The sequence below is a fragment of the Chryseobacterium sp. RU33C genome (assembly GCF_900156015.1).
Taxonomy (GTDB): domain Bacteria; phylum Bacteroidota; class Bacteroidia; order Flavobacteriales; family Weeksellaceae; genus Chryseobacterium; species Chryseobacterium candidae.
The window spans coordinates 45,170-70,494 of record NZ_FTMT01000015.1 but is presented as its reverse complement, the minus strand read 5'-3'; the positions used below and the strand labels follow the sequence as shown (position 1 = coordinate 70,494).

Sequence of the window (25,325 nt, the reverse complement as noted above, 5' to 3'; positions counted from 1 at the left end):
ATTAAGTTAAAATATGTTAATTTTTACAACCAAAATGTTATAAAAAAGTTAAAATAAAAATAAGTTATCCACCGCAAACGTTTGCGCAAACGTTTGAATTTAATAATAATTTAACACTGGGTATAAACCATATTTTACATATGGTAAAAAAAATACTTTTAAACCATAATAAAAAACTCCAAAAAAATATGGAATCAAAAATTTTTACCAGAATGCTCATTTTGGGTGCCATGAATACAGCTGCATTTATGTTTTCCCAAAGTACAGAAAATGATACCATTGCAAAAAGTAAAGCAATTGATGAAGTAGTGGTTACAGGAAACTCCAACCCTAAGGCTTCTATTAAAACCAGTACTTCTATTTCAACATTAAAAATGAAAGATATAGAAAATGCTGCTCCAAGAACAACGGCAGAAATTTTCCGTACAATTCCAGGAATACGTTCAGAATCATCAGGAGGAGAAGGAAATTCCAACATTACCGTAAGAGGAGTTCCGGTTTCGGCAGGTGGTTCAAGGTATTTGCTGATTCATGAAGATGGTTTACCCATAATGCAGTTTGGGGATATTGCTTTCGGAACCCAGGATCAGTTTACACGATTTGATTCCTTTGTTTCCAGAGTAGAAGCATTAAGGGGAGGTTCTGCCTCAGTTTTTGCAAGTAATTCTCCGGCAGGGATCATCAATTTCATCACAAAAACAGGTGAAAAAGAAGGAGGGAGTATAACTCAGCAGATTGGGCTTAATTATAAAAACTACAGAACAGATTTTGATTACGGAACTTCAATAACAGAAAATACCTATATAGCAGTAGGAGGATTCTACAGAATAGGTGACGGGCCCAGAAAGACAGGATTTAATTCTAATAACGGAGGCCAGTTCAGAATTTCTTTACTTAAAAAATTTGATAAAGGAAACTTCAGAATATACGCTAAAATTCTGGATGACAGAACGGCAGCTTATATGCCCATGCCGGTAGGGGTTACCGGAGCTGATGCTGATCCTAAATGGTCTTCTCTTCCGAATTATAATATTCTCAGAGGTGCTTTACAAACCATTAATCTTCAACACGACAGAACCTTAGGAAATGATGGAAATATTTTCAACAGTGATGTTTCAGATGGGATGCATTCCCTTTCAAAAATGGTAGGTGCGGAATTTAATTATGACCTTGGAGAAGGTTGGAAAGTTGAAGAAAAAATTCGTTATGCAGCCAACAGCGGACAATTTATTGCACCGTTTCCCGCAACTGTAAGCAGAGGTAGTGATTTTTTTACTGCTGGTAATTTCACTAATTTCGGAAGTGCCGTTTATGCAGGTACCAATACTCCGGTCGATATGAATGCTTATTATATGAAGATAGCCCTTTTTAACGTAAAGCTGAATAACTTCAATAATATTGTGAATGATTTCAATATAAACAAGAAATGGAACAGATTAAAATTAAATACAGGCTTGTATAAATCTACACAAAACATCAATATGTCATGGATGTGGAACAATTACATTCAGGAAGTAAACGATAGCAATGCAAGATTGGTAGATGTAAGAAACACATCCGGAGCATCTATCACAGACCACGGCTTACTGAATTACGGAATGAAAGACTGGGGAAATCTGAAGAGAGATTACAATACAAAATATGATATCACCGCACCCCATGCACAGATTGAAATAAATGCAACGGATCAACTCACGATAGATGCAGGAGCAAGATATGATATCGGAAAAGTAACAGGAACTTTTTCAGGTGCTACGGTTACCTACACAAGTCTTGATATGAATGGAAATGGTGTCATTGATATTCCTGAACAAATGGTTGGATCAAATGACAATATCAATGTTCCGGTTAATTACAGATATGGAATTTTCGGATATTCGTTAGGAGCCAATTATACACTCAATAGTAAAAATGCAGTATTTGCCAGAGTAAGCCAGGGCGGTAGTGCTTCTGCAGACAGAATCTTGTTCTCAGGGTATAATTATACCAATAGTGATGACCCCGCATTGGATGCTGTAAAGGTAAATAAGGTAAATCAGATAGAAGCAGGATACAAACTCAGAGGAGCCGGATATTTCCTTAACACAACACTTTTCTATGCAGGAACAAAAGAGGCCAATTACGAAGCTACAACCCAGAGAAAAACAGAAAACAAATACCGGTCTCTGGGAGTAGAACTGGATGGATATTACAGAATTACAAAAAGTTTTGAATTAAAGGCAGGGCTTACTTATACCCATGCTGAAATCAAAAATGCACTTGATCCTTCTATTATTGGAAACACACCAAGAAGGACTCCTAAGCTCATGTATTCTGTAAATCCCAATTTCAATATAGCCAAACTGAATGTCGGTTTTTATTTGATCGGAGCTACCAAAGCATACACTCAGGATTCCAATAAGTTAATAATGCCAGGTTATGCCATTGTAAATCCTTATATTTCTTATCAGATTATGAAAAATCTTTCAGTAAGTGTAAATGCCAATAATATCTTTAACACCATTGCGGTTACGGAAGCGGAAGAAGGATCAACCGTAGGCGGAAACGGAATTGTAAGAGCCAGAACACTACCGGGAACAAGCTACAGCGCAAGTGTAAAATTTGATTTTTAATTCTTTGCTTATATGCAAAACGAATTAAAAAATTTAGTCCCGCATTTTTTAAAATAATAATATGTTTAGAGAGGAAGCCATAGAGGTGATCAGAAAAGCCATTACAGAAGAGGGAATTCTGGCATCTGCACAACGAAAAGACAATTACGCAAGAGTATGGGCAAGAGATTCTATGATGACAGGATATGCCGGAATTTTAATCTGTGACGAAGAGATTCTTAACGGACTTGAAAAATCCATTCTGACATTAGCCAAACATCAGGCAGAAAACGGACAGATTCCCTCCAATGTGGTAAATGGCAGGGCCAGTTATGGAACACATGTAGGAAGGACGGATGCTACTGCATGGTGGATTGTTACGACTTGTGAATACCTTGGAATAACATCAGATGATGCTCTTAGGGTCAGTCTGAAAGAGAAGATTTATCAGGCCCTTTCCTGCCTTAAGACATGGGAATATAATCAGAGAGGTTTAGTTTATAGTCCCCTGGGCGGAAACTGGGCGGATGAATATGTGACATCAGGATACACCCTATATGACAATGTCTTAAGATACTGGGCGTTAAAAAACACATCAGAAATTTATAATGATCATGAGTTAAAGGTCGTGGCAGAGCAAACCAAAAATCTGATTCAGCAAAATTTTTGCAAAAATGATTCAAATGCATTCAGGTATCATGAAACAGCCTATGCTAAAGCTAAAACAAAACCCTACTTCTGGGCTTCTTTGAATGCAAACGGATATGATGAACGGTTTGATCTTGCCGGGAATGCACTTTCCGTTCTTTTAGATTTTGAAATAAATATAGATGCTTTTTCAGAATTTTTAAATATTGTCAGTAATGAATTTAAACACTGGATGCTTCCTGCCTTTTACCCGGTTATTTTTCCTGGGGATGATGATTGGCGGTTGCTGGAAAACAATTACAGTTACAGCTTTAAAAACCAACCTTATCATTTTCATAACGGTGGATCATGGCCTATATTTTTAGGATGGCTGTGCCTGGGTCTCAAGAAGAAAGGAGTAAGGGGAATTCCTGAAAAAATCATTACAGAATACGAAACATTAATGAATGAAAAAGGAGAACTTTTCAGAGAATACTATTCAACAGACAAATTACTGCCACTGGGAACAGAGCAGCTCTGCTTTTCTGCAACCGGATACCTGCTAATGTCTTAAAGATTTTTTCAAAACAACGAAAGTCAAAAAAAATGATTGGAGATATAATAGAACTAAAAGACAAGCATCTGGCAACAGCCAAAGAGATTATAGAAATACTGAAAAAGCGCTTTCCATTATGTAAACAAAAGAAAATAGCAATAGGAATTGCAGGAGAAAGCGGGAGTGGAAAGTCTGTAACGGCTTTTGCCATTCAGAAGATTCTGGAACAGGAAAATATAAAGAGCTTCGTTGTACAGATGGATGATTACTTTAAACTGCCTCCGAAAACGAATCACGAAAACAGGCAGCAGTCTCTGAATAATGTAGGAATACATGAAGTGGATCTTGATACCCTTTCCCGAAATATAAAAGATTTTAAAAATAAAGTCGCAGAACTTGAAAAACCATTAGTAAACTACGAAGCCAACTCTGTCAGCAATGAAATAGTAGATACCTCTGAATACAGCATGATGATTGTGGAAGGTACTTACGTCTTTGAAATTGAGTCTTTTGATTTTAAAATTTTTATAGACAGGGACTATAAGGATACTTTTAGAAACCGGATGAACCGTAACCGTGATGAGCAAAGTGATTTTATAGAAAGAGTACTGGAAATTGAACATCAGATTATCAGAAATTTTAAAAATAGTGCAGATCTTATTCTGGGAAAAAACTATGAACTTCTAAACACCGATTTATGAAAGCAAAAAGAATCATCCCCCATCTGAATTTCTGGCAGATCTGGAATATGAATGTCGGATTTTTTGGTATTCAGTACAGCTTTGGGCTTCAGCAGACGGCAGTAAATCCTATTTATTCTTTTTTAGGAGCCCATGCCGAGCATCTTCCTTTTCTCAATCTTGCCGGACCTATTACAGGATTACTCATACAACCTCTGATCGGTGCCATCAGTGATAAAACCTGGAGTCCTAAATGGGGGCGAAGAAAACCTTTCTTTTTGCTGGGTGCTGTATTTTGCAGCATTGCTTTATTTTTATTCCCTTTCAGTTCTACCATCTGGATGGCGGTGGGTTTGTTGTGGATTTTGGATGCTGCAAATAATACAGCAATGGAACCCTACCGTGCTTTTATCGGGGATAAACTTCCTGAAGATCAGCAGACATTCGGCTTTCAGATGCAGAGTCTGTTTGTAGGAGCAGGTATTACACTGGCTAACCTTTCACTTTTTGTTTTTCAGAAATATCTGCCAGGAAATTCTGCGAACGGGGGCATTCCTGCTTGGGTTTACTATTCATTTTTCTTAGGTTCCTTCTGCTCTATTGCATCGGTAGCATGGTCTGTATACAAAACACCAGAGCTTCCCCCTACTGAAGATGAACTTAAGGAATTAAGAAAAGCTAAAGAAAACAGCACATTTTTTACTCCTCTTATAGAAATAATAATTGCTATCCGGAAAATGCCGAAAGTTCTTTGGCAACTGGCATTGGTCTATCTTTTCCAATGGTATGCCCTTTTTGTATACTGGCAGTTTATCACCCCTATGTTGAAATGGTCACTGTACGGAGTTTCTGAAGCTGATGAAATGAAAGCCCATAAATTTATGGAAAGTGCTAAAAGTGGAATCTATGTTGCAGCATCTGACTTGACATGGGCAAAAAGTATACTACATCAGGTAGAAGTAGCCGTAGGACAGACAGGGCTTATGAATGGTACTTATAATATTGTAACCATGATTTGTGCATTACTCCTGGTGTCTTTTGCTAAAAAATTCAGTTCAAAAAACACCTATGTTTTCTGTTTATTTCTTACAGGGTTGGGAATAATAATATTGCCTTTTATCAGGAACGAATATGGCGTTCTTATCCCAATGATAGCTCTTGGAATTGGATGGGCCGCAATGATGGGTCTACCCTACTCCATCGTTTCCTCTGCTATTCCTCATCGTAAAAGAGGAATTTATATGGGAGTTATCAATATGATGATTGTTATTCCCATGCTAATTCAGACACTGTCTTTTGGTGTTATATTCAAATTTTTCCTAAATAGTAATCCTTCCACAGCAATTGTAGTTTCAGGAATATTATTTCTGATCGCAGGAGGATGTGTATTTTTTGTTAACCCAAGTATTCCTAAGAGAGATTAATAGATACTTATAAAAAATAAATTCCTTTACGGTAAACCATATTTATTTAATAGTAATAATGTTGAATAGCTTCGGATAATTAAAAGTAAAATACCCCCACTCAATTTCCGATTTTCACATATCCTTATTAAATCGTTTTTTGAGATTTAATTTTATTCTATATTATTATTAATAACAAATCTGTATAAATCCTTTCCATATTTTGTTGGATAAATATCTGATGACCACACACTCATTCGAATTGCTAATCCAGAAGATTCCAAATTAGCCTCTCCCGTTGTTTCATTTTCATCATAATTTTGCACTTCTTTACCATCAGTAGTATCAATTTTTGGAATTAGATTTAGATAGCTCAAATCAACTTTTTCTAAACATTCCGAAAGTTTAATAAAATATTCCCAAGTAATTTTTTTTTCAATATATGCTGTTAACAGATTACTATAGACCTCGATTTTATTTGTGTTTTTAAAGTTATCAATATATTCAATTAATGTTTCAGTTACTTTTATTCGGTAATTTTTATCGCTTACAATTCTGTCCTTAAAATCATTATATTCTTTTTCACTAATAGTCTGATTTTCGAAAGATTGTAAAAAGCGAATGAACTTTTTTGTGAAAATCTTGTCTCTCAAATTCATTACACCTTTATAACTTGAAATCGCATCTCCTAGATATGGGATAGAATCTAAAATTCCTGAATTAATTATCTCTTCAATATCAATTTCATTTAATTTAATTTTTTTTGTCGAGTCTTTATTAAATAAAGAAAGACCAAAATTGTCAATATTTTTCATTTTATCGTTTTTTGAGATTTTAAGCGGGTATTTATGTTGGGTATTTTTATTCTTTTTGATTGTCCAGCTCAAATTTCACTCTGTCTGCCTCTATCAAATTTTTCAATTCTTTTTCGTCAGGAAGATATGTTCTGTATTTACTTGCGAATAGCTTCTCATTTTCTGACATTACGGAGTATTTCACTACCGTTTCATCTTTTTCGGTACATAAAATAATTCCTATTGTGGGATTGTCATCAACTCCTTTCTTCAGATCATTATACATTCTTACATACATATCCATTTGCCCAATGGCTTCGTGAGTCAGCTTATGAGTTTTAAGATCTACAAGCACAAAGCATTTAAGGTAATAGTTGTAAAATACCAGATCTATATAGAAATCTGAAGTATCAGTACCGATATGCTGCTGTCTGGCAACAAACGCAAACCCTTTCCCTAACTCCATTAAAAATTGCTGAAGGTGCGTAATTAAAGCTGATTCTATTTGAGTTTCAGTTTGTGATATGTCTGAAGGAAGTCCTAAGAATTCAAATATGTAGGGGTCTTTAATATAATTGGATATTTCTTTGTTTTCTGCTTCCGGAAATTTTAATAATCTACCTAAATACTGGCTGTCAATGTTTCTTTGAAGTGTCCTGGTATTCCAGTTTCCTTCAATAGAATGTTCTATATACTGTATTCGGTGTTCAGTATTTTCAATTCTACTAATAATTCGGTAGTGAGTCCAGCTCAATTCGGTACGCACTGCGTTCCAAATTGGAAATGCGATGAAAAAAGCTCGCATGTTATTAAGATTTCTTTCATTAAATCCCTTTCCAAATTCCAATGATAGATGATTAGCAAGATTCTTTAAGACTGATTTTCCATACTTCGCACGAAGTTTACCATTTTGTTCATCCTCAATAATAAGCTGCCCAATTTCCCAATACATTTTCAGCAATATAGTATTACTGTTTCTATAAACCTGGTCTTTGGCATCAACAATAATTTTTGCAATGGAACTGTAAAGGTCTTGATTAAATTCTGGTATTTTTTCTATCATTTACCAAAATTACAAAATTTACTGTGTGTAATTTTGGTAACCTCAAGATCGTTTTTCAGGTTTTATTAATTTATAGAACACACCAAACATTCAGCAATTTAATAAATCTAGAATAGCTGTATAATCATTTTCTGAGATTATAATTTTTTATTAAAACCCGAAATCTCATTTCCAGTTAATGTTTCTATTTATACCCCATGTTCCTACTTCTAATCCTTTTTCTTGCTTAACAAAAAAAAGTAAAAATAAAATTATTATTACTATTACGAGAATATACAACTTCCTTTTCTTCATCGTTATTTGAGATTATTTGGTATCATACTGTTTTTTGATATTATCAAATTACGTTATGAACTGATTAACTTCATCTTCATTTAATTTTCCATCAATAAAATCATCAAGTAGATTCGATAAAGGATTTATTCGGAGAATTTTTACTGGCTCTTTTAACTCTAAAGTTTTGAGTTCTGGTGTATTTAGCTTTAGAGTAAACTTTATAATATTTAGAATTGCTGAAATTTTAAGCCCTGTAGGTTCTTCCGGATTCTTTAATAAACTATTTACATAAAGTGTTGCACTTTCATTTGAAAATCCATTTTGAGATAAATAATCTATAAGTATTTGCTTTTCTTGCTTTTGATCATTTTTTTAGATTTATCTTTTAGCTTTAGTATTAGATTAAAATATAAAGCTACACAAGTAACCATAGTTGTTAAGATAACCGCTGAGTAAATAATATCAATATATGTATTTCTCACTTCTATCTGTATTAAAATAAAACACAAAAGAAACACTATTAAGAATAGAAAAGATGTTATATAGAGTAGCTTTTTATTTTTCATCAAATCGTTTTTTGAGACTAAATTGCTATGTAAATTTGGTTTTTATTATTTAAAAAGTTACCTATTTCAAGCAAGAAATCTTTATGCTTTAACTTATATTTCTTTTGATATTGCTTGCGTTTATAATCCCAATCAGAGGAAGTTAATAATTCATTATTAATTTGAAATCTCAATAAAATGCCGTCTAAAGAATAAAGTATATATTTTGTTTCCCTCTCAACCCAACCGATAAAGCAATTGATTCTCTCATCACTACTTAATTTAGTAAAGAAGGCATCATCGATAGGAATTTGATTAAACACGGAAACAGATAGTTTTTTTTCACCGACTTGAATTACCTTTATTGTAACTGGAATCGTAGATATATGTATAACTTCTTTTTTCATCATTTATAATTATTAAAATAACTTGACACTACAATAATATGATAATACACTTGTACCTGTGCATTCCTTCTCTTTTGGAAGAAAGACTTTCAAATCTTATTTTTCAAAAATTTTGCTATCTCTTTTTAGATTTATTAAACTAAAAACTATTAAGGAAAATTTTTCCTAAATCATCCTTATCATTTAGTTCTAGACAAATTTCATCAGATGTAAACTTATACTTTTCTCCCTTTTCATCAGTAGGAATATCCGAATCAATCAAAGATAAAATGTATTGTAAATCGTATTCTTCACAAAGACTTTTTATTTTATTTAGTAATCTAATTTTTATACGATCATCAAGCCCCTCTAAAATTCCATCGTGATAAGCAAATCTGAAAAATGATTTTTTTCTATAATGTATTAATAATGCTAAGTCAAAAGCCATACAAAGTAACTTTTTATATGTTGTTCCTTGTGATTCCGAAGTATTTAATAAATCAGATGGATTTTGATAATCTGCGCTATATTCCACATTTCCCTGTTTGTTTTGCTGTATTGATATCAAAGCATTGGTTCCTAAAATATCATAAATAATATTGTTGAAAATTTTATTTATATCTGCATGCTTTCTTTTGTTAACCGCCTCCCTAATTGCAGTTACAGCATTTTCTACTTGCAAATGAATTCCCTGTATCTGTTCTTCAATTTCTACAGATTGGTCCACCGCTTGTATTTTGTCATTAATTCGTGTAATTTCAGCTTCTAATTTAGATAGTTGTTTCTGATAAGATTTAAATTTTTCATAACTATCTTTCTCTGTCAGAAATGCAAGTTTTTCACTTTTATCAAGTTCAAGAGCTTTAAGTTCTTTATTTACAGTATAGTTTTGTGTCTTTAACTCTTCTAAATTTTCATTTAGATATTTCCTTCTATCTTTAGATATAGCTTCATTAAATTTTATTAATTCCGAAAAGTCCTTTTTTAAAACCTCAGGAAAATAAAGTTCAGTTTCCTTATATAATACTTCTAAATCCTCAATTTTAATATCTAGATTTAAATGTGATAAAGATTCTTCAATCTTATTAATTTCATAATCTAAACGATAGCGCTCTGTGCTTAAGAGTTGTATATTACTATCTATTTGATCAATCAATTCCTTATTAAGTGTCTTGTCTTGTTCAAAAAAATTAAATTTATCTATAGTTTGTAATGCTATTTCTAAATCCTGCTTTTTTATATCAAGTAACCCAGCTAATTTATCTCTATCTTCAATGTTAATCCTAGCTTCTTCTTTCAATACTTTAATAATCCCTTTTTTCTTCTCAATATCATCTTCTAATGATAGCTTATTGACTATTAAATTACTGTCATATCCTAAAAGCTCAAATACAAAAGGTTTCCAATCAATATGTTTTCCTTTAAACTTATCTAACTTATATACATCAAGAAAATCTTGTTGGGTTCGCAAAAAATAAGTAATTGATTTTCGATAATCATAATTTGTAACAACATCAAATCCCAGATATTCATTTAATTTTTTTCGAGATTTTTCGAACGGAATATTTTCTTCGTCCCAAATACTTGGAGCATCAAAACTCTTACTTTTATCATCACTTAATTTAAATGATATCTTTGTATTAGTATCTATCCCCCTTCTAATTGTGAGGTACTGTCCACTGTTTAATTTTAGCTCTCCATAGAATATTACACCATTGAAAATTGCATTTTCAAATATTTTTTTATTAAAAGATCCTAAAAGAATAAAATTGATTACGTGAATCAAAGATGTTTTTCCTAGATTATGTGTGTCTTTTTTATTCAGTTTATCATTAATAATAGCCAACACAACATTGAATTTTGCATTAAATTCAATGTTTTTGAAATTTTTGTTAGCATATATTTTTACTAATTTCATTACTTACTTTGTTTAATAGAATCAAGTTCATTCAAATAAACGACTTTATCTAAAAGATATAAAAATGAAAGAGCTTTCTCAAAATTTTCATTCACTTTGTTTCCTATCTTTTGTATCAAAATATTCTTGAGCTCATCATATTTAATAATCCCACTCTGCTGTATTTCTTTCATCATAACAGCAGAAAGATATACTACAGAATATTTTATATCTGTATGTTTGTCTGGTTTAAGCATTCTTTTTACCTATATCGCAATTACAATACATGTAATGCAAAAATAAACGAATTAATCTTTTTTTTCCCGCCAATTCAGAATTATTAGAAATTACATAGTCATATAACTCTTCCAGTAAGTGTTCAAAAGCATTGTAAGCACTTCTATTGATTACAATTTTTGCATTTAACTCATCTGCTGTATCATCATAAATTTCTTTAAGAGACTGATTAATTGGATCTTTCAAAAAGTTTCTGATAAAATCAAAATATGTATAATTCTTTTTTATTATTTCATCAAAATAATCTTGACTTAAATTATTTATCTCATTTTTACGTTCTATTTTTACATAGATAAGATCTTCTTCAGTTTTACCTATTACACTAGTATCAGGAATGGTCTTATGAAACTCAATTATGAGATTTTTTAAATCTTGTTCATCAAACTGTAGTGGTGTTAATAAACTCTGTAATTTTGCTTCTTTAACTATATCAGGATAAGCTTGTAGCCACTGCTGTATTTTTTCATCAGCAAGAACAATATTTATAACACCTGTATTTTCATCGATTAAATTTTCAATTTTTTCATCTTGTTTACCTGTTAGCTTACGATTGGTAAAAAGCATATAATAATCAACTTTATTTTCCCCTTTCAATCTTTCGATTGCAGGAACAACCTCAGTCGTAAGGATTTTTTGAAAATCACGATCTGAACAACTTGTATTTTCTTTCGTTGTGTGCTTTGCTTGAATAACTATTTTTCCGTCCCAAGGTTCTACTGTGCTTGGAAAGAAATTTGCTTTTCCGTGAAACCTTCCATCTCTTCCCCCATCTGACCCTTTTGCAAAAGGAATAACAGCTTCGCCCAGAATTTTTCTGCAAATTAGTGTTGCTAAATTTTCAAATTCTGCATCATTTAAATAATGTAGAGGATATTTTCTCATATAGTTTTAAATTTATAGAAAGAATGATAAATAGAAGATTATTTAATCAATTTAAGATTTGATTATTTTATAAAAGGTGGTTTTACTTCCGATATTAAAAGCTTTCATAATTTCCTCAATAGGAATGTTCTTACTTTCGTAGGAAGTCTTTACTAGAGGCGCAATTTTTTTATATTTTTCTGTCATTCCTTTTGGTCTACCTCCATTTTTCCCTCTTGCTCTGGCTGCTTTCAATCCAGCATTTGTTCGCTCTATCAAAACGTTTCTTTCATGTTCAGCCAAAACGCAAAAAATCTGGAAGATTAATTTTCCACTAGCAGAGCTGGTATCTATATTCTCAGAGATAGATCGAAAGTGTATTCCTTTCTCGTTCAATTCTGTTACGAATTGAATTAATCCAACTGTTGTTCTTCCAATCCTGTCTAATCTCCAGACCGTTAAAGTATCTCCCTTCCTAATATATTTCAATAAATCATTAAGTTGCGGCTTTTCTGATTTTACTCCACTAACTTTGTCAACATAAATTTTTTCTATTCCGACTTTTTTTAAAGCATCTGTTTGTAAATCTAAATTTTGTTCAAACTTGCTGACTCTTGCATATCCTATTATCATTAGTACATTTTACTCATTTTTAACAAATATAATGTAATTTGATTTTATGTACAACGAAAATGTACTTAAAAAGACGAGAATAAGCTTTAATTAAAAAAATCAATGCAATTACATAAAACCGACCGTTTAAGGATAATTATTTAATAAAAATAAATATTCTATAAGTAATCAGTTTACGGAAAGCCGTAAAAATGAAAAGAACTCCAATTAAGGAGTTCTCTATAATCATTTTTTTCAATCATGGAAATGGGTTCACCAAAGAGTCTGATCCATTCATTTCCGGATTCATAAGATGTTCTGTTTTCAAACAAGTTCGATATCAAGGTCACTAAAATCATCTACGGGAGCGTAAGGGTTTACCAATGAACTGGTAAGAACAAGAGCACGAATATCAGGATTGTTATCAGCCCATTGAATAATCTGTTTTCAGCTTTTATTCCCTCACTTTCATATTAATAAGACTCTGATATTTTCACACGATACACGTCAGAAGAGTTTCTTTTGATTGATTCTACAAAAAAACCGCCTTCTTCAGGAATGACTTCTTTCAGATCAAAACTTTTACAGTCTTTCGGAAGCCCGGAAAATATCAGGGTAAACCAAAAGTCTTTCATAAAAGGAACCGGCGTCCAATACGGGGAAATTGAAATGTTTTCCGCATGAATCATTTTGCTTCTATGCTCAGACTGGTTGTCAAAAAGATAGGTCGAATGCCAGATCCTGATCAGGTTTCCCAGAAACGGTGATGCCGGAAAACAGCAGTGTACAATAACCTGCCTCTCCTCTTCTGTTTTCGCCTGAAGAGATTCCAGGATTTCTTTTGCAATAACTGGTTTTACAATTACTTCTTCCACCTTTTTTATGTGTAATAAATAATGAGCAATGAGTAATAAAGACTATTACTCATTGCTCATTATGGATGTTAATATTCTAATTCTAATTTTTCTTTGGTGTAATTTCTTACTTCATGGGTCAGCTCAGGGTTTTCTGCCAGTTTTTGTCCATAAGAAGGAACCATTTCCAGCAGTTTTCCTTTCCATTCTCCGTGTAACTTTTCAGGGAAACATTTTTCCAGTACATTCAACATGGCATAAACTGCTGTGGATGCGCCTGGGGAAGCTCCCAGCAGGGAAGCGATTGTTCCGCTCTTGTTCACTACTACTTCAGTTCCGAATTCCAGCTTACCGCCTTCTTTTTCATCTTTTTTGATGATCTGAACTCTTTGTCCTGCTACTTTCAGTTCCCAGTCTTCTTCTTTGGCATCTTTGATAAATTCCCTCAAATGCTGCATTCTCTGAGACTTCGTCATGGCAACCTGCTGGATCAGATATTTCGTTAATGGAATATTGTGCCACCATGCGCCGAAAAGGGATTTCAGGTTTTTGGTATTTACACTTTCAGGAAGATCAAGGTAACTTCCTTCTCTTAAAAATTTGGTTGAAAATCCTGCAAAAGGTCCGAAAAGAAGTGCTTTTTTCCCATCAATAATTCTAAGATCCAGGTGTGGAACAGACATTGGCGGAGCATCTACCGTAGCCTGAGTATATACTTTAGCATGGTGTTTTTCTACCAATTCCTGATTATGGCTTACCAGCCACTGGCCGGAAACCGGGAAGCCTCCGTAGCCTTCACTTTCTTTAATATCTGAACTGTCCAGTAACGGAAGCGCGTAGCCTCCTGCCCCGATGAATACAAAATCTGCTACCACTTCCTGTTTGTGGCTATGGATTCTGTCTTTCACTTTCATTGCCCATTTACCGCTTTCTCTCGGGCTGATATCTTTCACTTCATGGTATAAGAAAACCTCAACATTGGAATCTTCCAGAAGGTGTCTTCCCATCTTTCTCGTCAGGGTTCCGAAGTTTACATCGGTTCCCATATCCATCTTTGTTGCAGCCATTACTTCAGACTGATTTCTTTTGCTCATCACCAAAGGAATCCATTCTTTCAGTTTCTCGTGATCTGTAGAAAATTCCATTCCTGAAAAAAGGACAGATTCAGCCATTTTATCGTGGCGTTTTCTAAGGTATTCAGCATCCTTTTCTCCGAATACCAGACTCATGTGTGCACAGGAATTGATAAATTCTTTGGGTTCATGAATATATCCTTTGGTAATCAGATAAGACCAGAATTGTTTTGAAATTTCAAACTGCTCCGCAATACTTTCAGCTTTGGTAATATCAATAGATCCGTCTGGCTTTTCAGGGGTATAATTTAGCTCACAAAAAGCGGAATGTCCTGTTCCGGCATTGTTCCATGCAGCTGTACTTTCTTTGGCAAATCTTCCGAGTCTTTCGAAGATCGCGATTTCAAGAGTTGGATCAAATTCATGAAGCAGCGTTGCTAAAGTGGCGCTCATGATTCCGCCGCCTATCAGTACAACGTCGTATTTAGGTTTCGGTGTTCTGCTTGTAAGCGATTGTGACATAATTTTAAAATTTTACTTCAAATTTCGGGAAAAGTTTTAAAAACCGGAACGATTTTACACGTTATTTTTTCGTTCAAAACACTTATTGGGAACGCAACAAAAAACCATGGAAAATTTCAATAAAACATTATTGAAAGGATTGATAATGTAATATCATTATTATCTCCACGATCATCAAAATGAACATAAAAAAACTTAAGCATTGAAATGCTTAAGTTCAATTAATTTTATTTCACAAACAAGGTTTTAGTAATACGCCTTTGTTTTTTAATTCAATTTTGCAGTCAGTTTTTTAAACTGTTTTTCAGCATTTTTACCTTCATACAAAATAGCATATACTGTATCGATAATCGGGAGTTTAAGATTTTTCTGTTTCGCTGTTTTATAGATGGAATCTGCAGCGTAATATCCTTCTGCCACCATGTTCATAGACTGAATTGCAGATTTTACCGTATACCCTTTCCCGATCAGGTTTCCAAGGTTTCTGTTTCTTGAGAAAAGTGAATATGCTGTTACCAGAAGGTCACCCAGATAGGCACTTTCATTCACGTCTCTTGGTGCTTCATAAATCGCTTCAAGAAATGTTTCCATTTCACGGATCGCATTGGAAACAAATACGGCTGTAAAGTTGTCTCCATATCCTAATCCACTGGCAATTCCCGCACCTATTGCAAAAATGTTTTTAAGAATGGCACTGTATTCATTTCCTAAAATATCTTTGCTTGTATGAACTTTGATAAAGTCTGAACTGAAGATTCCTTCAAGTTTTTCTGCAGTTTCATCTTCTACTGTCGCAATCGTAAGATAGGAAAGTCTTTCCATAGCCACCTCTTCCGCATGGCAAGGTCCTGCAATAACAGCCTGGTTTCTGAAACCGATTTTAAATTCATCGCGCAGGTAATGCGCTACTACGTCATTTACTTTAGGAATAATCCCTTTAATTGCAGAGATAAAAATCTTATCCGAATAATCACACGTCATCTTATCCAACGTATCAGACAGGTAGATAGACGGTGTTGCCAGAACAATAACATCACAGGCAACAACCAGTTCGTTGATATCTGTGGTCAGTTTTAAACTTTTAAGATTAAAATGGGCAGCCGTAAGATAAGTGGGGTTATGTCCACGAAGCTCAATAGCTCCTTTTACAAATTCATTTCTTACACACCAGTGTACTACTTTGCAGTTTTCAACAAGCATTTTTACGATAGCGGTTGCAAAACTTCCGCTTCCTACAACTCCTACAGAAATATCCTTTTTATTCTTTTTTGGATTCGAAGATTCTGAAATAATTTTCTTTTTAGCCATAATTGGAATGTGAAATGCAAAGATATTAAAACAAAGACGTAACGCAGGCTTTGAAACTATGATAAAAGCCATTTTCTGAAAAAATTAACACTTCCACACAATTAAACAGCTAATTAACCGTTAAATACAGAAAAAACTGAATTTTAAATAAAAATAACTCACAAAACTTATTTTTATTTAAATTTGCATCTTCAAAACCGTTTTAACTTACTAAGAGAAGAAATATGAAAAAATTTCTAAGCAGCAAGAAGAACGTAAACATTCTCCTGGGAGGACTTTTACTAGTAGTTTTTGCACAAGGTGTATTCATTGCGAAGCTCTTTTCTGAAAGAGATGACAAAACCTACGAAGTGAACCTTGTAAAAATAAACACTGAAAAAGACAGTGTAGATTATTTAAAAATGAAAAGTGATCTTACTCTTGTAGATCAGACCGTTGCTCAGCTCAACTCCTTCCTGAAGGCCAAAGACATCACTAATGAAAAACTAATGATGCTCAATCAGGACAGTATTTCAAATTCTATTTATCTTTCCAGGCAGGCTAACCGATACAGCCAATATCTGATGGATCTTCAGAAAAAACTGATGCAGGTTCCATTAGGAATTCCTACTGACGGATATATTTCATCTAATTTCGGGATAAGAAAAAATCCTATTCCGTTCAAAACGGTTTTTGCTTCGGTAAGATCAAGTGCCGCAACAGAGGCAAAACCAACAGTAGTGGCAGCAGCTAAGCCTGAAGTAAAAGCTGAACCTGTTGAGAAAATTATAGAACTTACAGACAGCTATGGAAATAAAAGAGAGGTAAAAGTGATGGTTACACCAAAAGCGGCTCCTGTAGCTGCAACTTCTGCTCCTGCAACGACAACAAAAGCAGCTTCCGGAACTCCTGCAACTAAAACGGCTGTTACTGAAAAAAACAATCCACCCGCTGAAGCTGACCAAATGCAGTTTCATAAAGGACTGGATATTGCTGTTGCCTATGGTTCTGATGTAAGAGCCGCCGCTGCCGGAACAGTCATTTTTTCCGGACAGAAAGGAGGTTATGGAAACTGTGTAATTGTTTCTCACGGAAACGGACTGGCCACACTATACGGACATTTATCTGAACTGGTTGCTAAGGTGAACGATAAAGTGAAAGTAGGCCAGGTAATTGCCAAATCCGGAAATTCCGGGCGTTCCACAGGTCCTCATCTTCATTATGAAGTACACAAAAACAATACTCCGGTTAACCCGAAATTGTTTATGAATTTATAAAAAGAAAACTGTCTCATGAGAGGCAGTTTTTTTAGCTTCAAAAGATGGATAATTCATGTAAGGGATTCTTTTTAAACACGAAGGACACTAATAAATTCACCAATATCACGAATATAATTCTCATGATTTTACATCTGCATAATCTGAAAAATCTGCGAGAGATTATTTTAACACAAAGTTTTTAATTTCCCATCTTTTGGTAAAGTTGGAATCAGCAAGCTGATGTGACGAAGCTTTAAGGATATTTTTATTGTTGATTGTTAATTCTTATGATATAAAAAAACAGCTGCCAATGCAGCTGCTTTTTAGTTTAAAATTTTAAGTGTTCCTTTCAGATGGGTAAATGTACCGTCGGGACCTGCAATATTCGAGTAGATGATATTTTTATTATAATCCTGAATATGGGTTACATTGAAACCAAGGTGTGGCTCATGCCAATAGACCATAAAAATATTTTTCGCCACTTCTACAGCGGTATATTCCACAGTGTCTGTACTGTTTTTTGAACTTCCGGCTGTTCCTGTGAATGTCATGGTTTTGTTATCTTTAAAATCCAGGATGAATTTTACTGCTCCAAAATCCACTTCCACTTTATGCCCGATTGCCGGATATGGTGATTTAAGATCCCAGTCCATTTCTTTAAGATAAACCTTTACTCCAATTTCAAGTTCTTCCTTTCCTGGCAGATCAGGGTATTTTTTAACCATGAAATCTACAATAGCAGATGAAGTTTTGTTTTCATTAACTGCCTGTTTATAATTTTCCAGATAGCTTTTTACAAAATCAAGAGATTGTGCTGATGTGGAAAGTTCTGCAAAATGAGAAGGAATAACTTTTTCCGGTTTCAAACCTTTCATAGCATCAATCTGTTCTATCCATTGATCGATTGCTTTAACATTCTGAGTATCCGCCATCCAAAGATGTGAGCCAACAGAAACTGAAATCCCGCCTGCAATGGTTTTGATGGAAGGAATCCAAAGAAAACTATGCGTCGGATCTTCCGGATTTTGTCTGATCTCAATTTTATTTCCTTCTAGATCAGGAATTGAAACAGCTGCTTCAGGAACTATAATTTCTGAAGGCGCATCTGTTTTCAACTGTGGTTTCCATACTGACAGTTTATCATCTTTGGAAGCTGATATCAGATAAGCGGTCTGAGCTGTTGAAATAATTTTTACATCAGGAAAAGCTTTTTTAATCACATCCAATCCAAAATAAAAATCAGGATCACTGTGAGAAATGAAGACTGTTTTCAGTTTTTTTCCTGTTGCCTTTATTTCTTTAACGAGCTGTTCTGCATATTGTTTCTGAAACTGAGCATCCACAAGTATGGCATCTTTATCTCCATAAATAATGGTAGACGTAATGGGAAATATAGCTTTGGTTCCCGGATTATATACTTTTACTTTGAGATTTCCCGCGAATATGCTGACAAATCCCAACAGTGCTAATAACGACCATAATTTTTTTTGTATCATCTCTGTTCTTTTATGTTAGTAAGCAGCTGTAAAACGTTCACGGATATGGTTGTTCTGCTCTAATTCATCTACTAAAACTACGGCTACATCTTCTACAGACAGACGGCTTCTTCCGTTTTCATCAAATACCGGAGTTTCCAGTGATGTTCTGTATTTTCCTGTTCTTTCTCCTACGTTGGCCTGGTTCATTTCAATAGCAGGGCTGAAGAATGTCCAATCGAGAGTATTATTTTCTTTGATTTTGTTTAAATAGTCTCTTGCTGCTGTTGCACCTGGTTTGTAAGCTTCAGGAAAATCTGGTGTATCTACGATTTGTACATTATCCGGAGTATAAAGGCTGCCTGCTCCGCCTACTACAATCAGTCTTTTTACTCCAGACTGTTCTACTGCTTTTTCAATGTTCTCTGAACCATTTAAAAAATCGTTGTAAAGATTAGGATTCGTCCATCCTGCATTGAATGTGCTGATTACCGCATCACTTCCTTTCAATGCTTCTGCTAATTCATCAACATTGTTTACGTCAACACTTTTTGCGGTTACATTTTCCTGTATTTTCACTTTTGATGCATCTCTTACCAATGCTTCCACCGCATATCCTCTTTCTGCTAATTCTGATACTACGTGTGCTCCTACAAATCCTGTTGCACCAATTACTGCTACTTTTTTCATAATGTTTTATTTTTTTTAATTAAATTGTAATAAATTTTGTTACATTTAAGGTTAAAAAATTTTTATTCGAACTGGTCAGTGAATTCCTGTAATGACTTGTCTCCTAAAAAGTTTACCACCAATTGATCTGTTTCTTCAAATAATGTATTTAAATGATTGTTGATCTCCTTTCCAACACTGCATGCCGGATTGGGATTCTGATTTTTTTTGCCTAATACTTCGGTATTTTTTACTGCTTTATAGATCTCAGAAATAGTGATCATTTCAGCATTCTTCGCAAGCTGGCTTCCTCCTTCTTTTCCTTGTCTGCTGATAATCAGACCTGCTTCTCTCAATACGCTGATCTCCTTTCGGATAATCACCGGATTTACATTGATACTGCCGGCCATCCAGTCAGAAGTAAGCCACTCCTGAGGACTTTTCGCCAATAGTGTCATAATATGTACTGCCGTAGCAAATCTTGTATTGTTCATTGTAATTACAGGGCAAAGATACACATTTTTTAAATGTAACAAAATTTATTACAGTTAAATTTTTCTTAAAGGATTAATTTATCCAGATCCAGCAACAGATAATTGATGTTCTGATTAATGGTACGGGTTGCCGACTGCATCTGATTAAGCATAGCAGCGCGGTTATGAAGATCATCAGCCCTGTAAAACCCGCCATCACTGAAGATCACAGATTTATCTGCTGCCTCCTTACTGTCATCAAACTGATAATGCAGCCATCTCATTTTCATATTTCCAATAATGGAATGCTCTTCTTTATTGGAAAACTTTTTCTCAGTATACATATACCATATAAAAGGCGGAAAATTGGGAGATTCTAATTTTTCTCTCCATATATCTCTTAAAAGATTTCTCTGATGGATAAATTCTACTTTTTTACCTTTAGGATTAAGGGTTGCCAAACCAAAACCAGCTCCCAGAACCCCTCCGCCTATATCGATAGCATTACTCCAGCCCTGATCTTGTACAATTCCTCCTGCGATGGAAGCTGCTGCTCCTGCAACGATTGAATATAAAATAAGTTTATTATTTCTTGACGAATTCAGGTTATCCACATAGTTTCCTATCTGTGCTACTCTTTCTCCTTCACAGTCAAACTCCGCAGCTACCGCATCCAATTCTGTAAGAGCAATCGTTATTTTACTATTTATTTTTGTCTTTAGCTGTAAAACTTTAATTTGGGAAGCAAGGGATGAGTCTTTTTTAAGATCAATAATTTTATGAACTTCGTCTAAGTTATCCAGTGCATTTAATATCAGGATACTCTGATCGGAAAAAATTTCTTTTAATTCTTTATTGGCTGCCAAAATAGAATCAGCATTGTAAGAGGGAAGTTTATTGCTGTAATTATATTTGAACGGAGCTTTGCAGTAGCTGTCTTTCAGTGTGAGAATATTCTGCTGAATAGCCTGATTCTTCCTGGAAACACAGGATGTAAGAAGCCCGAAAACAATCAAAAGATAAAAAAGTTTTTTCATTCAGTCATTTTTTGTGCAGGATTGATGAATTGTACCCGGTTCATAATTTTCTTCACCCATACAATTGTCAATACGAATATAATACAAATAAAAAAATTTACCTGAAATCAGGTAAATTTTAATCTATTTTTAAGTAGTCTTATTTAATATCCAGCAATTCAACTTCGAAAACAAGAGTACTGTTAGGTCCGATTTCTTTACTGATCTCCTGATCCCCATACGCTAAGTGCGGAGGAATAATCAGTCTCCATTTGCTTCCTACAGGCATTAGCTGAAGAGCTTCCGTCCATCCTGAAATAACTCTGTTTAAAGGGAAAGATGCAGGTGTACCTCTTTTCACAGAGCTGTCGAATACTTTACCGGAAATGGTAGTTCCGTGGTAGTGACATTTTACAGTAGATTTTGGGCCAGGTTTCGGGCCTTCACCTTCTGTAATAATTTCATACTGCAAGCCGCTTGGTAACTGCACAACGCTTTCTCTTTTACCATACTCTTCCATATATTCTTTACCGTCTTTCAGGTTTTTTTCTGCTAATTCTTTTTTACGTTTAAATAACATATCTGCTACTCCCATATTATAATTTTTTACAAAGATAAGGCTTTTTAGGGTTGGAAGGTGGAAGCTCAGTGGGGGAAGTTTAAAACACCAAAGCATTTCCTTTCTAATCGATATGTTCTTAAAGCATTCTTATTAAAAAAAACTAAACACTAAAAATCAACAAGTTAAACAGTATTTTTTTTAATATTCATTAATCATATTATCTTACATTTCCTTATTTTCAAAGATATTTTCAACAAAATTCAAATAATTGTAATACTTATTTAACACAGATTCCAAAACTTGGCGTTATAATTGAATTTTAAAAACTAAATGCCAAATCCATTAAAATATAATAAGAAGTTTGATGAACTGAATGAGGAGGAAAAAAAGCTTCTGGAAATCAATAAAAAAACAATAGCAGATTTTGTTGAGCAGTCCTCTTCCATCAGTGATGTCAATTATGCTACCCGGAATGCTCATGCCAAAACCTATGCGGTAGCAAAAGGTACTTTCTGGATAGAACCTGATATCCCTGAATCATTACAACCCTATTTTGATAAGGAAAAATTTGATTTGACCATACGTTTTTCTAATGCTCAGCTGAAAATCAAAAATTCAAAAAAAGATATTCCGGCCTATGGCTTTGCTGTGCAGATCAAGGATGAAAACGGAGTATTGCTTGCCAATTATCCGTTGGTTAATTTCCCTTTGTTTCCTATTAATTCTGTTTCTACGTTTTTGAAGTTTTTTACAGCAATTAATCAGCTTTATATGAAGCAATGGAGAAAAGTATTCCCTATATGTATTCAGATGATTAAAATGATTCCTTCTTTGTTCACTGGAGATATGCTCCGCAATATGCTAAAGCATATTGGAAAGAGAAATGATTTTATGCTGTCGTTTGATTATTATTCTGTAGGCGCTTACCGTCTGGGAGACCAGGTCATTAAAATAAAATTATGTCCAAAGTCTGTAGATAAAAATATTGGCAGGAAGCAAAAGGTCAAAGATTCGTTAAAAAACTATCTTCAGACAAATGATTTTGCAGCAGATGTTTTGATACAGATCTGTTATGATCTGAAAGATCAGCCTATCAACAAACTGAATGTTGAATGGAAAAACTCTCCTTTTATTAAAATTGGTAAGGTAAGAATCAATAAAGATTCCTTATTGGACTCCCGTAATTGTACGAATGAACTTCTTTCATTCAATCCTTTTGAAAGTAAAATATTCTTCCAGCCTGTAGGAAAAATACAGAAACTGAGGGATGAAGCTTATAAAATTTCTTTGCAAACCAGAAGAAAGATTAATAAGCTGCTGCATGGGAAATAAGGAAAGAATAATTATAAATAAAAGACTGTCGTTATAACAGTCTTTTATTTATAATTTCCGGTCTTTTTCTTGGATAGCAAGATCATTGATGCTTGCGTACCTTTTGGCCATCAGTCCATTCTCATCAAACTCCCAGTTTTCATTTCCATAGGCTCTGAACCATTTTCCATCCTTGGTCTGATATTCATATTCGAAACGAACGGCAATACGGTTATCAGTATGTGCCCAATATTCTTTTTTAAGCTTATAATTCAGTTCTTTTTCCCATTTCTTCTGAAGGAATACTATTATTTCTTCTCTTCCATTCACGAAGGTATCCCTGTTTCTCCATTCACTGTTGATGGTATAAGCTTTGGAAACCTTTTCAGGATCCTGACTGTTCCATGCATCTTCTGCCATTTGAATTTTTTCCAGTGCCGTTTCAAGAGTGAAAGGCGGAAGCGGATGTTTTTGTTCCATAACTTATTGTATTAAATTGGTAATTATTTTTTTTGACTTTTCAAGGAGTTCATTGGATTTAAAAAGCTGGCTTTCTATAATACTGCTTTCAAAAAGCAGATAGATATGATCAGAAAGTTCTTCATCATTAATCAATTCTGAAAAAAGATTTCTCAGATCTGATTTATGTGACTGAATAACGCTCAGTATTTTAGTATTATCCATTGGAATTTCCGATAGAATATTCAGGAAGCTGCATCCTCGGAAGTTTTCCTTTTCATTCATATAAACTAAAAAATCAAAAGCTTTGATGATTTTAGATTTTGAATCTTTTTCTTTGGCTAAAAAAATATTGAGTTCACCAAACCAATATTCATGTCTCACGTTCAGAAATTCTACACACAGATCTTCTTTGGATTTAAAATGCTGATAAAAGCTCGCCTTGGCAACTTCTGCTTCGGAAATAATCTGGTTGATTCCTGTAGAATTATACCCTTGTTTTGCAAACAATTCAAAGGTTGTTTCTACAATTCTTTCTCTTGAAGATTTCATATGCTTTTCTTTTCTGTAACAAATGTATGAAAAAAAACAATATACAGACCAGTCTGTCTATTGTTTATTTTTAAAATATTTTTGGGGGAATAAGATTGGAAAACGCAAATAAAAAAGCCTCCGGAAAAAAATTCCAGAGGCTTGATAGTATATTTTAAATAGGATTATTCTTCCAGTTCTTCTTTCTTCTCTTCTTCCTTTTCAGGGAAGATAACGGATAAAAGAACAGAGATCACCAATACACCTCCTACGATTCCTAATGAAATCGGAGACGGAATATGAATCCATGGCGCAATAAGCATTTTAACTCCAATGAAGGACAGGATAATTGCCAATCCGTATGGAAGCTTGCTGAACATATGAATAAAGTTTGCCAGCAGGAAGTATAATGATCTTAATCCTAAAATAGCAAAGATATTCGATGTATAAAGGATAAAAGGGTCATTTGAGATTGCAAAGATCGCCGGGATGGAGTCTACAGCAAAAAGAACGTCCGTAAACTCGATAACACCCACTACTACTAAAAGAGGAGTTGCCATTTTGATTCCGTTCTGGATGGTGAAGAACTTATCTCCATCGTAGTTATCTGAAACTTTCCAGAAACTCTTGATCAGTTTTGCTCCTGCCGTATTGCTGTAATCTTCGTCATCATCATCATCACCGTCTCCCCATGACTTGATCCCTGCATAGACAAGGAATAATCCGAATAAGGTCATCACAACGTTGATTTTAACCGCTTCACCAAAGATATTCATTTCAGGAAGGTAAGTCAGGTTAATTAACCCTACTCCTGCAAAGATGAATATAGCCCTGAAGATCAATGCTCCAATGATTCCCCAGAAAAGGACTTTGTGATGAAGAAATTTCGGAACTTTAAAGAAGCCGAAAACCAGGATAAATACAAATAAGTTATCCACAGACAAGGCTTTTTCAATCCAATAGGCAGCCTGATACTGTGTAAATTTCTCTACTGCCAAAGCGTGGCTTTCAGGGCTTCCATCGGTATTGAATACCCAATAAACCACTCCTGAAAATACCATGGATAATGAAATCCATACGACAGACCAGATGGTAGCTTCTTTGGAAGATACTTCATGACTTTTTTTGTTAAATACCCCTAAGTCCAGGAGCAGCATGATAACGACCGTTACTGCAAATCCCCACACCAGACCAGGGTGCAGTTCTAAAATACTTTGATGTTCCACTTTGAGTTATGTTATTATAT

The 25,325-nt window shown here is 34.2% G+C and carries 25 protein-coding genes; 6 read left to right on the top strand and 19 right to left on the bottom strand.

The window, feature by feature from the left end:
• The first annotated feature begins 188 nt into the window (after window positions 1-188).
• From BW946_RS13460 to BW946_RS13445, 4 genes are all read left to right on the top strand, one after another.
• Window positions 189-2,612, top strand: coding sequence for a TonB-dependent siderophore receptor (locus tag BW946_RS13460; protein WP_076596726.1), 2,424 nt, complete (start codon window positions 189-191; stop codon window positions 2,610-2,612).
• Between the two features lie 61 nt (window positions 2,613-2,673).
• Window positions 2,674-3,792 carry a glycoside hydrolase 100 family protein gene (locus BW946_RS13455; RefSeq protein WP_076596675.1) on the top strand — a complete coding sequence of 373 codons (1,119 nt, stop codon included), beginning with the start codon at window positions 2,674-2,676 and terminating at the stop codon, window positions 3,790-3,792.
• Window positions 3,793-3,824: 32 nt separating this feature from the next.
• Window positions 3,825-4,475, top strand: a complete 651-nt coding sequence (locus BW946_RS13450) for a uridine kinase family protein (protein WP_076596674.1) — start codon at window positions 3,825-3,827, stop codon at window positions 4,473-4,475.
• Window positions 4,472-5,878, top strand: a complete 1,407-nt coding sequence (locus BW946_RS13445) for an MFS transporter (RefSeq protein ID WP_076596673.1) — start codon at window positions 4,472-4,474, stop codon at window positions 5,876-5,878. Before BW946_RS13450 ends, BW946_RS13445 begins: the two co-directional genes overlap by 4 nt.
• A gap of 152 nt (window positions 5,879-6,030) precedes the next feature.
• Here the strand turns inward: BW946_RS13445 and BW946_RS13440 are convergent, their stop codons facing one another.
• The 11 genes from BW946_RS13440 to BW946_RS13385 all read right to left on the bottom strand — a co-directional run bounded on the left by BW946_RS13440 (window position 6,031) and on the right by BW946_RS13385 (window position 16,345).
• Window positions 6,031-6,672, bottom strand: coding sequence for a hypothetical protein (locus BW946_RS13440; protein WP_139326007.1), 642 nt, complete (start codon window positions 6,670-6,672; stop codon window positions 6,031-6,033).
• Window positions 6,673-6,718: 46 nt separating this feature from the next.
• Window positions 6,719-7,714: a PDDEXK nuclease domain-containing protein gene (locus tag BW946_RS13435; protein WP_076596671.1), complete on the bottom strand. Its 996-nt coding sequence runs from the start codon at window positions 7,712-7,714 to the stop codon at window positions 6,719-6,721.
• An 859-nt stretch (window positions 7,715-8,573) separates the two neighbouring features.
• Window positions 8,574-8,945, bottom strand: coding sequence for a hypothetical protein (locus BW946_RS13425; protein WP_076596669.1), 372 nt, complete (start codon window positions 8,943-8,945; stop codon window positions 8,574-8,576).
• Window positions 8,946-9,081: 136 nt separating this feature from the next.
• Window positions 9,082-10,839, bottom strand: coding sequence for a DUF2326 domain-containing protein (locus BW946_RS13420; protein WP_076596668.1), 1,758 nt, complete (start codon window positions 10,837-10,839; stop codon window positions 9,082-9,084).
• Window positions 10,839-11,075: an ABC-three component system middle component 8 gene (locus tag BW946_RS13415; protein ID WP_076596667.1), complete on the bottom strand. Its 237-nt coding sequence runs from the start codon at window positions 11,073-11,075 to the stop codon at window positions 10,839-10,841. Before BW946_RS13415 ends, BW946_RS13420 begins: the two co-directional genes overlap by 1 nt.
• Window positions 11,068-11,997, bottom strand: a complete 930-nt coding sequence (locus BW946_RS13410; protein ID WP_076596666.1) for an ABC-three component system protein — start codon at window positions 11,995-11,997, stop codon at window positions 11,068-11,070. The genes BW946_RS13415 and BW946_RS13410 overlap by 8 nt, the downstream gene beginning before the upstream one ends.
• A gap of 51 nt (window positions 11,998-12,048) precedes the next feature.
• On the bottom strand, window positions 12,049-12,609 hold the full coding sequence (locus BW946_RS13405) for a recombinase family protein (RefSeq protein ID WP_076596665.1): 561 nt from the start codon (window positions 12,607-12,609) through the stop codon (window positions 12,049-12,051).
• Window positions 12,610-12,912: 303 nt separating this feature from the next.
• Window positions 12,913-12,999: a hypothetical protein gene (locus BW946_RS21915; RefSeq protein WP_410493461.1), complete on the bottom strand. Its 87-nt coding sequence runs from the start codon at window positions 12,997-12,999 to the stop codon at window positions 12,913-12,915.
• A gap of 62 nt (window positions 13,000-13,061) precedes the next feature.
• On the bottom strand, window positions 13,062-13,463 hold the full coding sequence (locus BW946_RS13395) for a hypothetical protein (protein ID WP_034693615.1): 402 nt from the start codon (window positions 13,461-13,463) through the stop codon (window positions 13,062-13,064).
• A 68-nt stretch (window positions 13,464-13,531) separates the two neighbouring features.
• Window positions 13,532-15,037, bottom strand: a complete 1,506-nt coding sequence (mqo, locus tag BW946_RS13390) for a malate dehydrogenase (quinone) (protein WP_076596664.1) — start codon at window positions 15,035-15,037, stop codon at window positions 13,532-13,534.
• A 267-nt stretch (window positions 15,038-15,304) separates the two neighbouring features.
• Entirely contained in the window at window positions 15,305-16,345 is a 1,041-nt protein-coding gene (locus BW946_RS13385) for an NAD(P)H-dependent glycerol-3-phosphate dehydrogenase (RefSeq protein ID WP_076596663.1), read from the bottom strand.
• Between the two features lie 224 nt (window positions 16,346-16,569).
• On the opposite strand from BW946_RS13385, the gene BW946_RS13380 reads away from it, so the two are divergent.
• Window positions 16,570-17,601 carry a M23 family metallopeptidase gene (locus BW946_RS13380; protein WP_083688873.1) on the top strand — a complete coding sequence of 344 codons (1,032 nt, stop codon included), beginning with the start codon at window positions 16,570-16,572 and terminating at the stop codon, window positions 17,599-17,601.
• A gap of 305 nt (window positions 17,602-17,906) precedes the next feature.
• On the opposite strand, the gene BW946_RS13375 is transcribed toward BW946_RS13380, so the two are convergent.
• The 5 genes from BW946_RS13375 to BW946_RS13355 form a co-directional block, all read right to left on the bottom strand.
• A complete protein-coding gene (locus BW946_RS13375; protein ID WP_076596662.1) occupies window positions 17,907-19,079 on the bottom strand; it encodes an MBL fold metallo-hydrolase in 1,173 nt (390 codons plus the stop codon).
• A 15-nt stretch (window positions 19,080-19,094) separates the two neighbouring features.
• Complete coding sequence (locus tag BW946_RS13370) at window positions 19,095-19,748, bottom strand: NAD(P)-dependent oxidoreductase (RefSeq protein ID WP_076596661.1); 654 nt, start codon at window positions 19,746-19,748, stop codon at window positions 19,095-19,097.
• Window positions 19,749-19,810: 62 nt separating this feature from the next.
• Window positions 19,811-20,221: an Rrf2 family transcriptional regulator gene (locus BW946_RS13365; protein WP_076596660.1), complete on the bottom strand. Its 411-nt coding sequence runs from the start codon at window positions 20,219-20,221 to the stop codon at window positions 19,811-19,813.
• A gap of 65 nt (window positions 20,222-20,286) precedes the next feature.
• Window positions 20,287-21,237, bottom strand: coding sequence for a hypothetical protein (locus BW946_RS13360; RefSeq protein WP_076596659.1), 951 nt, complete (start codon window positions 21,235-21,237; stop codon window positions 20,287-20,289).
• 139 nt (window positions 21,238-21,376) lie between these two features.
• Window positions 21,377-21,811, bottom strand: coding sequence for an FKBP-type peptidyl-prolyl cis-trans isomerase (locus tag BW946_RS13355; RefSeq protein ID WP_076596658.1), 435 nt, complete (start codon window positions 21,809-21,811; stop codon window positions 21,377-21,379).
• Between the two features lie 297 nt (window positions 21,812-22,108).
• On the opposite strand from BW946_RS13355, the gene BW946_RS13350 reads away from it, so the two are divergent.
• Window positions 22,109-23,110 (top strand): catalase family protein, encoded by a 1,002-nt coding sequence (locus BW946_RS13350; RefSeq protein ID WP_076596657.1) that lies wholly within the window; start codon window positions 22,109-22,111, stop codon window positions 23,108-23,110.
• A gap of 48 nt (window positions 23,111-23,158) precedes the next feature.
• On the opposite strand, the gene BW946_RS13345 is transcribed toward BW946_RS13350, so the two are convergent.
• From BW946_RS13345 to BW946_RS13335, 3 genes are all read right to left on the bottom strand, one after another.
• Window positions 23,159-23,569, bottom strand: coding sequence for a nuclear transport factor 2 family protein (locus BW946_RS13345; protein WP_076596656.1), 411 nt, complete (start codon window positions 23,567-23,569; stop codon window positions 23,159-23,161).
• A gap of 3 nt (window positions 23,570-23,572) precedes the next feature.
• On the bottom strand, window positions 23,573-24,100 hold the full coding sequence (locus tag BW946_RS13340) for a TetR/AcrR family transcriptional regulator (RefSeq protein ID WP_076596655.1): 528 nt from the start codon (window positions 24,098-24,100) through the stop codon (window positions 23,573-23,575).
• Between the two features lie 164 nt (window positions 24,101-24,264).
• Window positions 24,265-25,305 (bottom strand): TerC/Alx family metal homeostasis membrane protein, encoded by a 1,041-nt coding sequence (locus BW946_RS13335; RefSeq protein WP_076596654.1) that lies wholly within the window; start codon window positions 25,303-25,305, stop codon window positions 24,265-24,267.
• Window positions 25,306-25,325 lie beyond the last annotated feature (20 nt).

What these genes read in the sequence shown, in the direction of transcription:
- BW946_RS13460 (WP_076596726.1), top strand. Translation starts at nt 189, where the DNA reads ATGGAATCAAAAATTTTTACCAGAATGCTCATTTTGGGTGCCATGAAT.
- BW946_RS13455 (WP_076596675.1), top strand. Translation starts at nt 2,674, where the DNA reads ATGTTTAGAGAGGAAGCCATAGAGGTGATCAGAAAAGCCATTACAGAA.
- BW946_RS13450 (WP_076596674.1), top strand. Translation starts at nt 3,825, where the DNA reads ATGATTGGAGATATAATAGAACTAAAAGACAAGCATCTGGCAACAGCC.
- BW946_RS13445 (WP_076596673.1), top strand. Translation starts at nt 4,472, where the DNA reads ATGAAAGCAAAAAGAATCATCCCCCATCTGAATTTCTGGCAGATCTGG.
- BW946_RS13440 (WP_139326007.1), bottom strand. Translation starts at nt 6,672, where the DNA reads ATGAAAAATATTGACAATTTTGGTCTTTCTTTATTTAATAAAGACTCG.
- BW946_RS13435 (WP_076596671.1), bottom strand. Translation starts at nt 7,714, where the DNA reads ATGATAGAAAAAATACCAGAATTTAATCAAGACCTTTACAGTTCCATT.
- BW946_RS13425 (WP_076596669.1), bottom strand. Translation starts at nt 8,945, where the DNA reads ATGATGAAAAAAGAAGTTATACATATATCTACGATTCCAGTTACAATA.
- BW946_RS13420 (WP_076596668.1), bottom strand. Translation starts at nt 10,839, where the DNA reads ATGAAATTAGTAAAAATATATGCTAACAAAAATTTCAAAAACATTGAA.
- BW946_RS13415 (WP_076596667.1), bottom strand. Translation starts at nt 11,075, where the DNA reads ATGCTTAAACCAGACAAACATACAGATATAAAATATTCTGTAGTATAT.
- BW946_RS13410 (WP_076596666.1), bottom strand. Translation starts at nt 11,997, where the DNA reads ATGAGAAAATATCCTCTACATTATTTAAATGATGCAGAATTTGAAAAT.
- BW946_RS13405 (WP_076596665.1), bottom strand. Translation starts at nt 12,609, where the DNA reads ATGATAATAGGATATGCAAGAGTCAGCAAGTTTGAACAAAATTTAGAT.
- mqo (WP_076596664.1), bottom strand. Translation starts at nt 15,037, where the DNA reads ATGTCACAATCGCTTACAAGCAGAACACCGAAACCTAAATACGACGTT.
- BW946_RS13385 (WP_076596663.1), bottom strand. Translation starts at nt 16,345, where the DNA reads ATGGCTAAAAAGAAAATTATTTCAGAATCTTCGAATCCAAAAAAGAAT.
- BW946_RS13380 (WP_083688873.1), top strand. Translation starts at nt 16,570, where the DNA reads ATGAAAAAATTTCTAAGCAGCAAGAAGAACGTAAACATTCTCCTGGGA.
- BW946_RS13375 (WP_076596662.1), bottom strand. Translation starts at nt 19,079, where the DNA reads ATGATACAAAAAAAATTATGGTCGTTATTAGCACTGTTGGGATTTGTC.
- BW946_RS13370 (WP_076596661.1), bottom strand. Translation starts at nt 19,748, where the DNA reads ATGAAAAAAGTAGCAGTAATTGGTGCAACAGGATTTGTAGGAGCACAC.
- BW946_RS13365 (WP_076596660.1), bottom strand. Translation starts at nt 20,221, where the DNA reads ATGAACAATACAAGATTTGCTACGGCAGTACATATTATGACACTATTG.
- BW946_RS13360 (WP_076596659.1), bottom strand. Translation starts at nt 21,237, where the DNA reads ATGAAAAAACTTTTTTATCTTTTGATTGTTTTCGGGCTTCTTACATCC.
- BW946_RS13355 (WP_076596658.1), bottom strand. Translation starts at nt 21,811, where the DNA reads ATGGGAGTAGCAGATATGTTATTTAAACGTAAAAAAGAATTAGCAGAA.
- BW946_RS13350 (WP_076596657.1), top strand. Translation starts at nt 22,109, where the DNA reads ATGCCAAATCCATTAAAATATAATAAGAAGTTTGATGAACTGAATGAG.
- BW946_RS13345 (WP_076596656.1), bottom strand. Translation starts at nt 23,569, where the DNA reads ATGGAACAAAAACATCCGCTTCCGCCTTTCACTCTTGAAACGGCACTG.
- BW946_RS13340 (WP_076596655.1), bottom strand. Translation starts at nt 24,100, where the DNA reads ATGAAATCTTCAAGAGAAAGAATTGTAGAAACAACCTTTGAATTGTTT.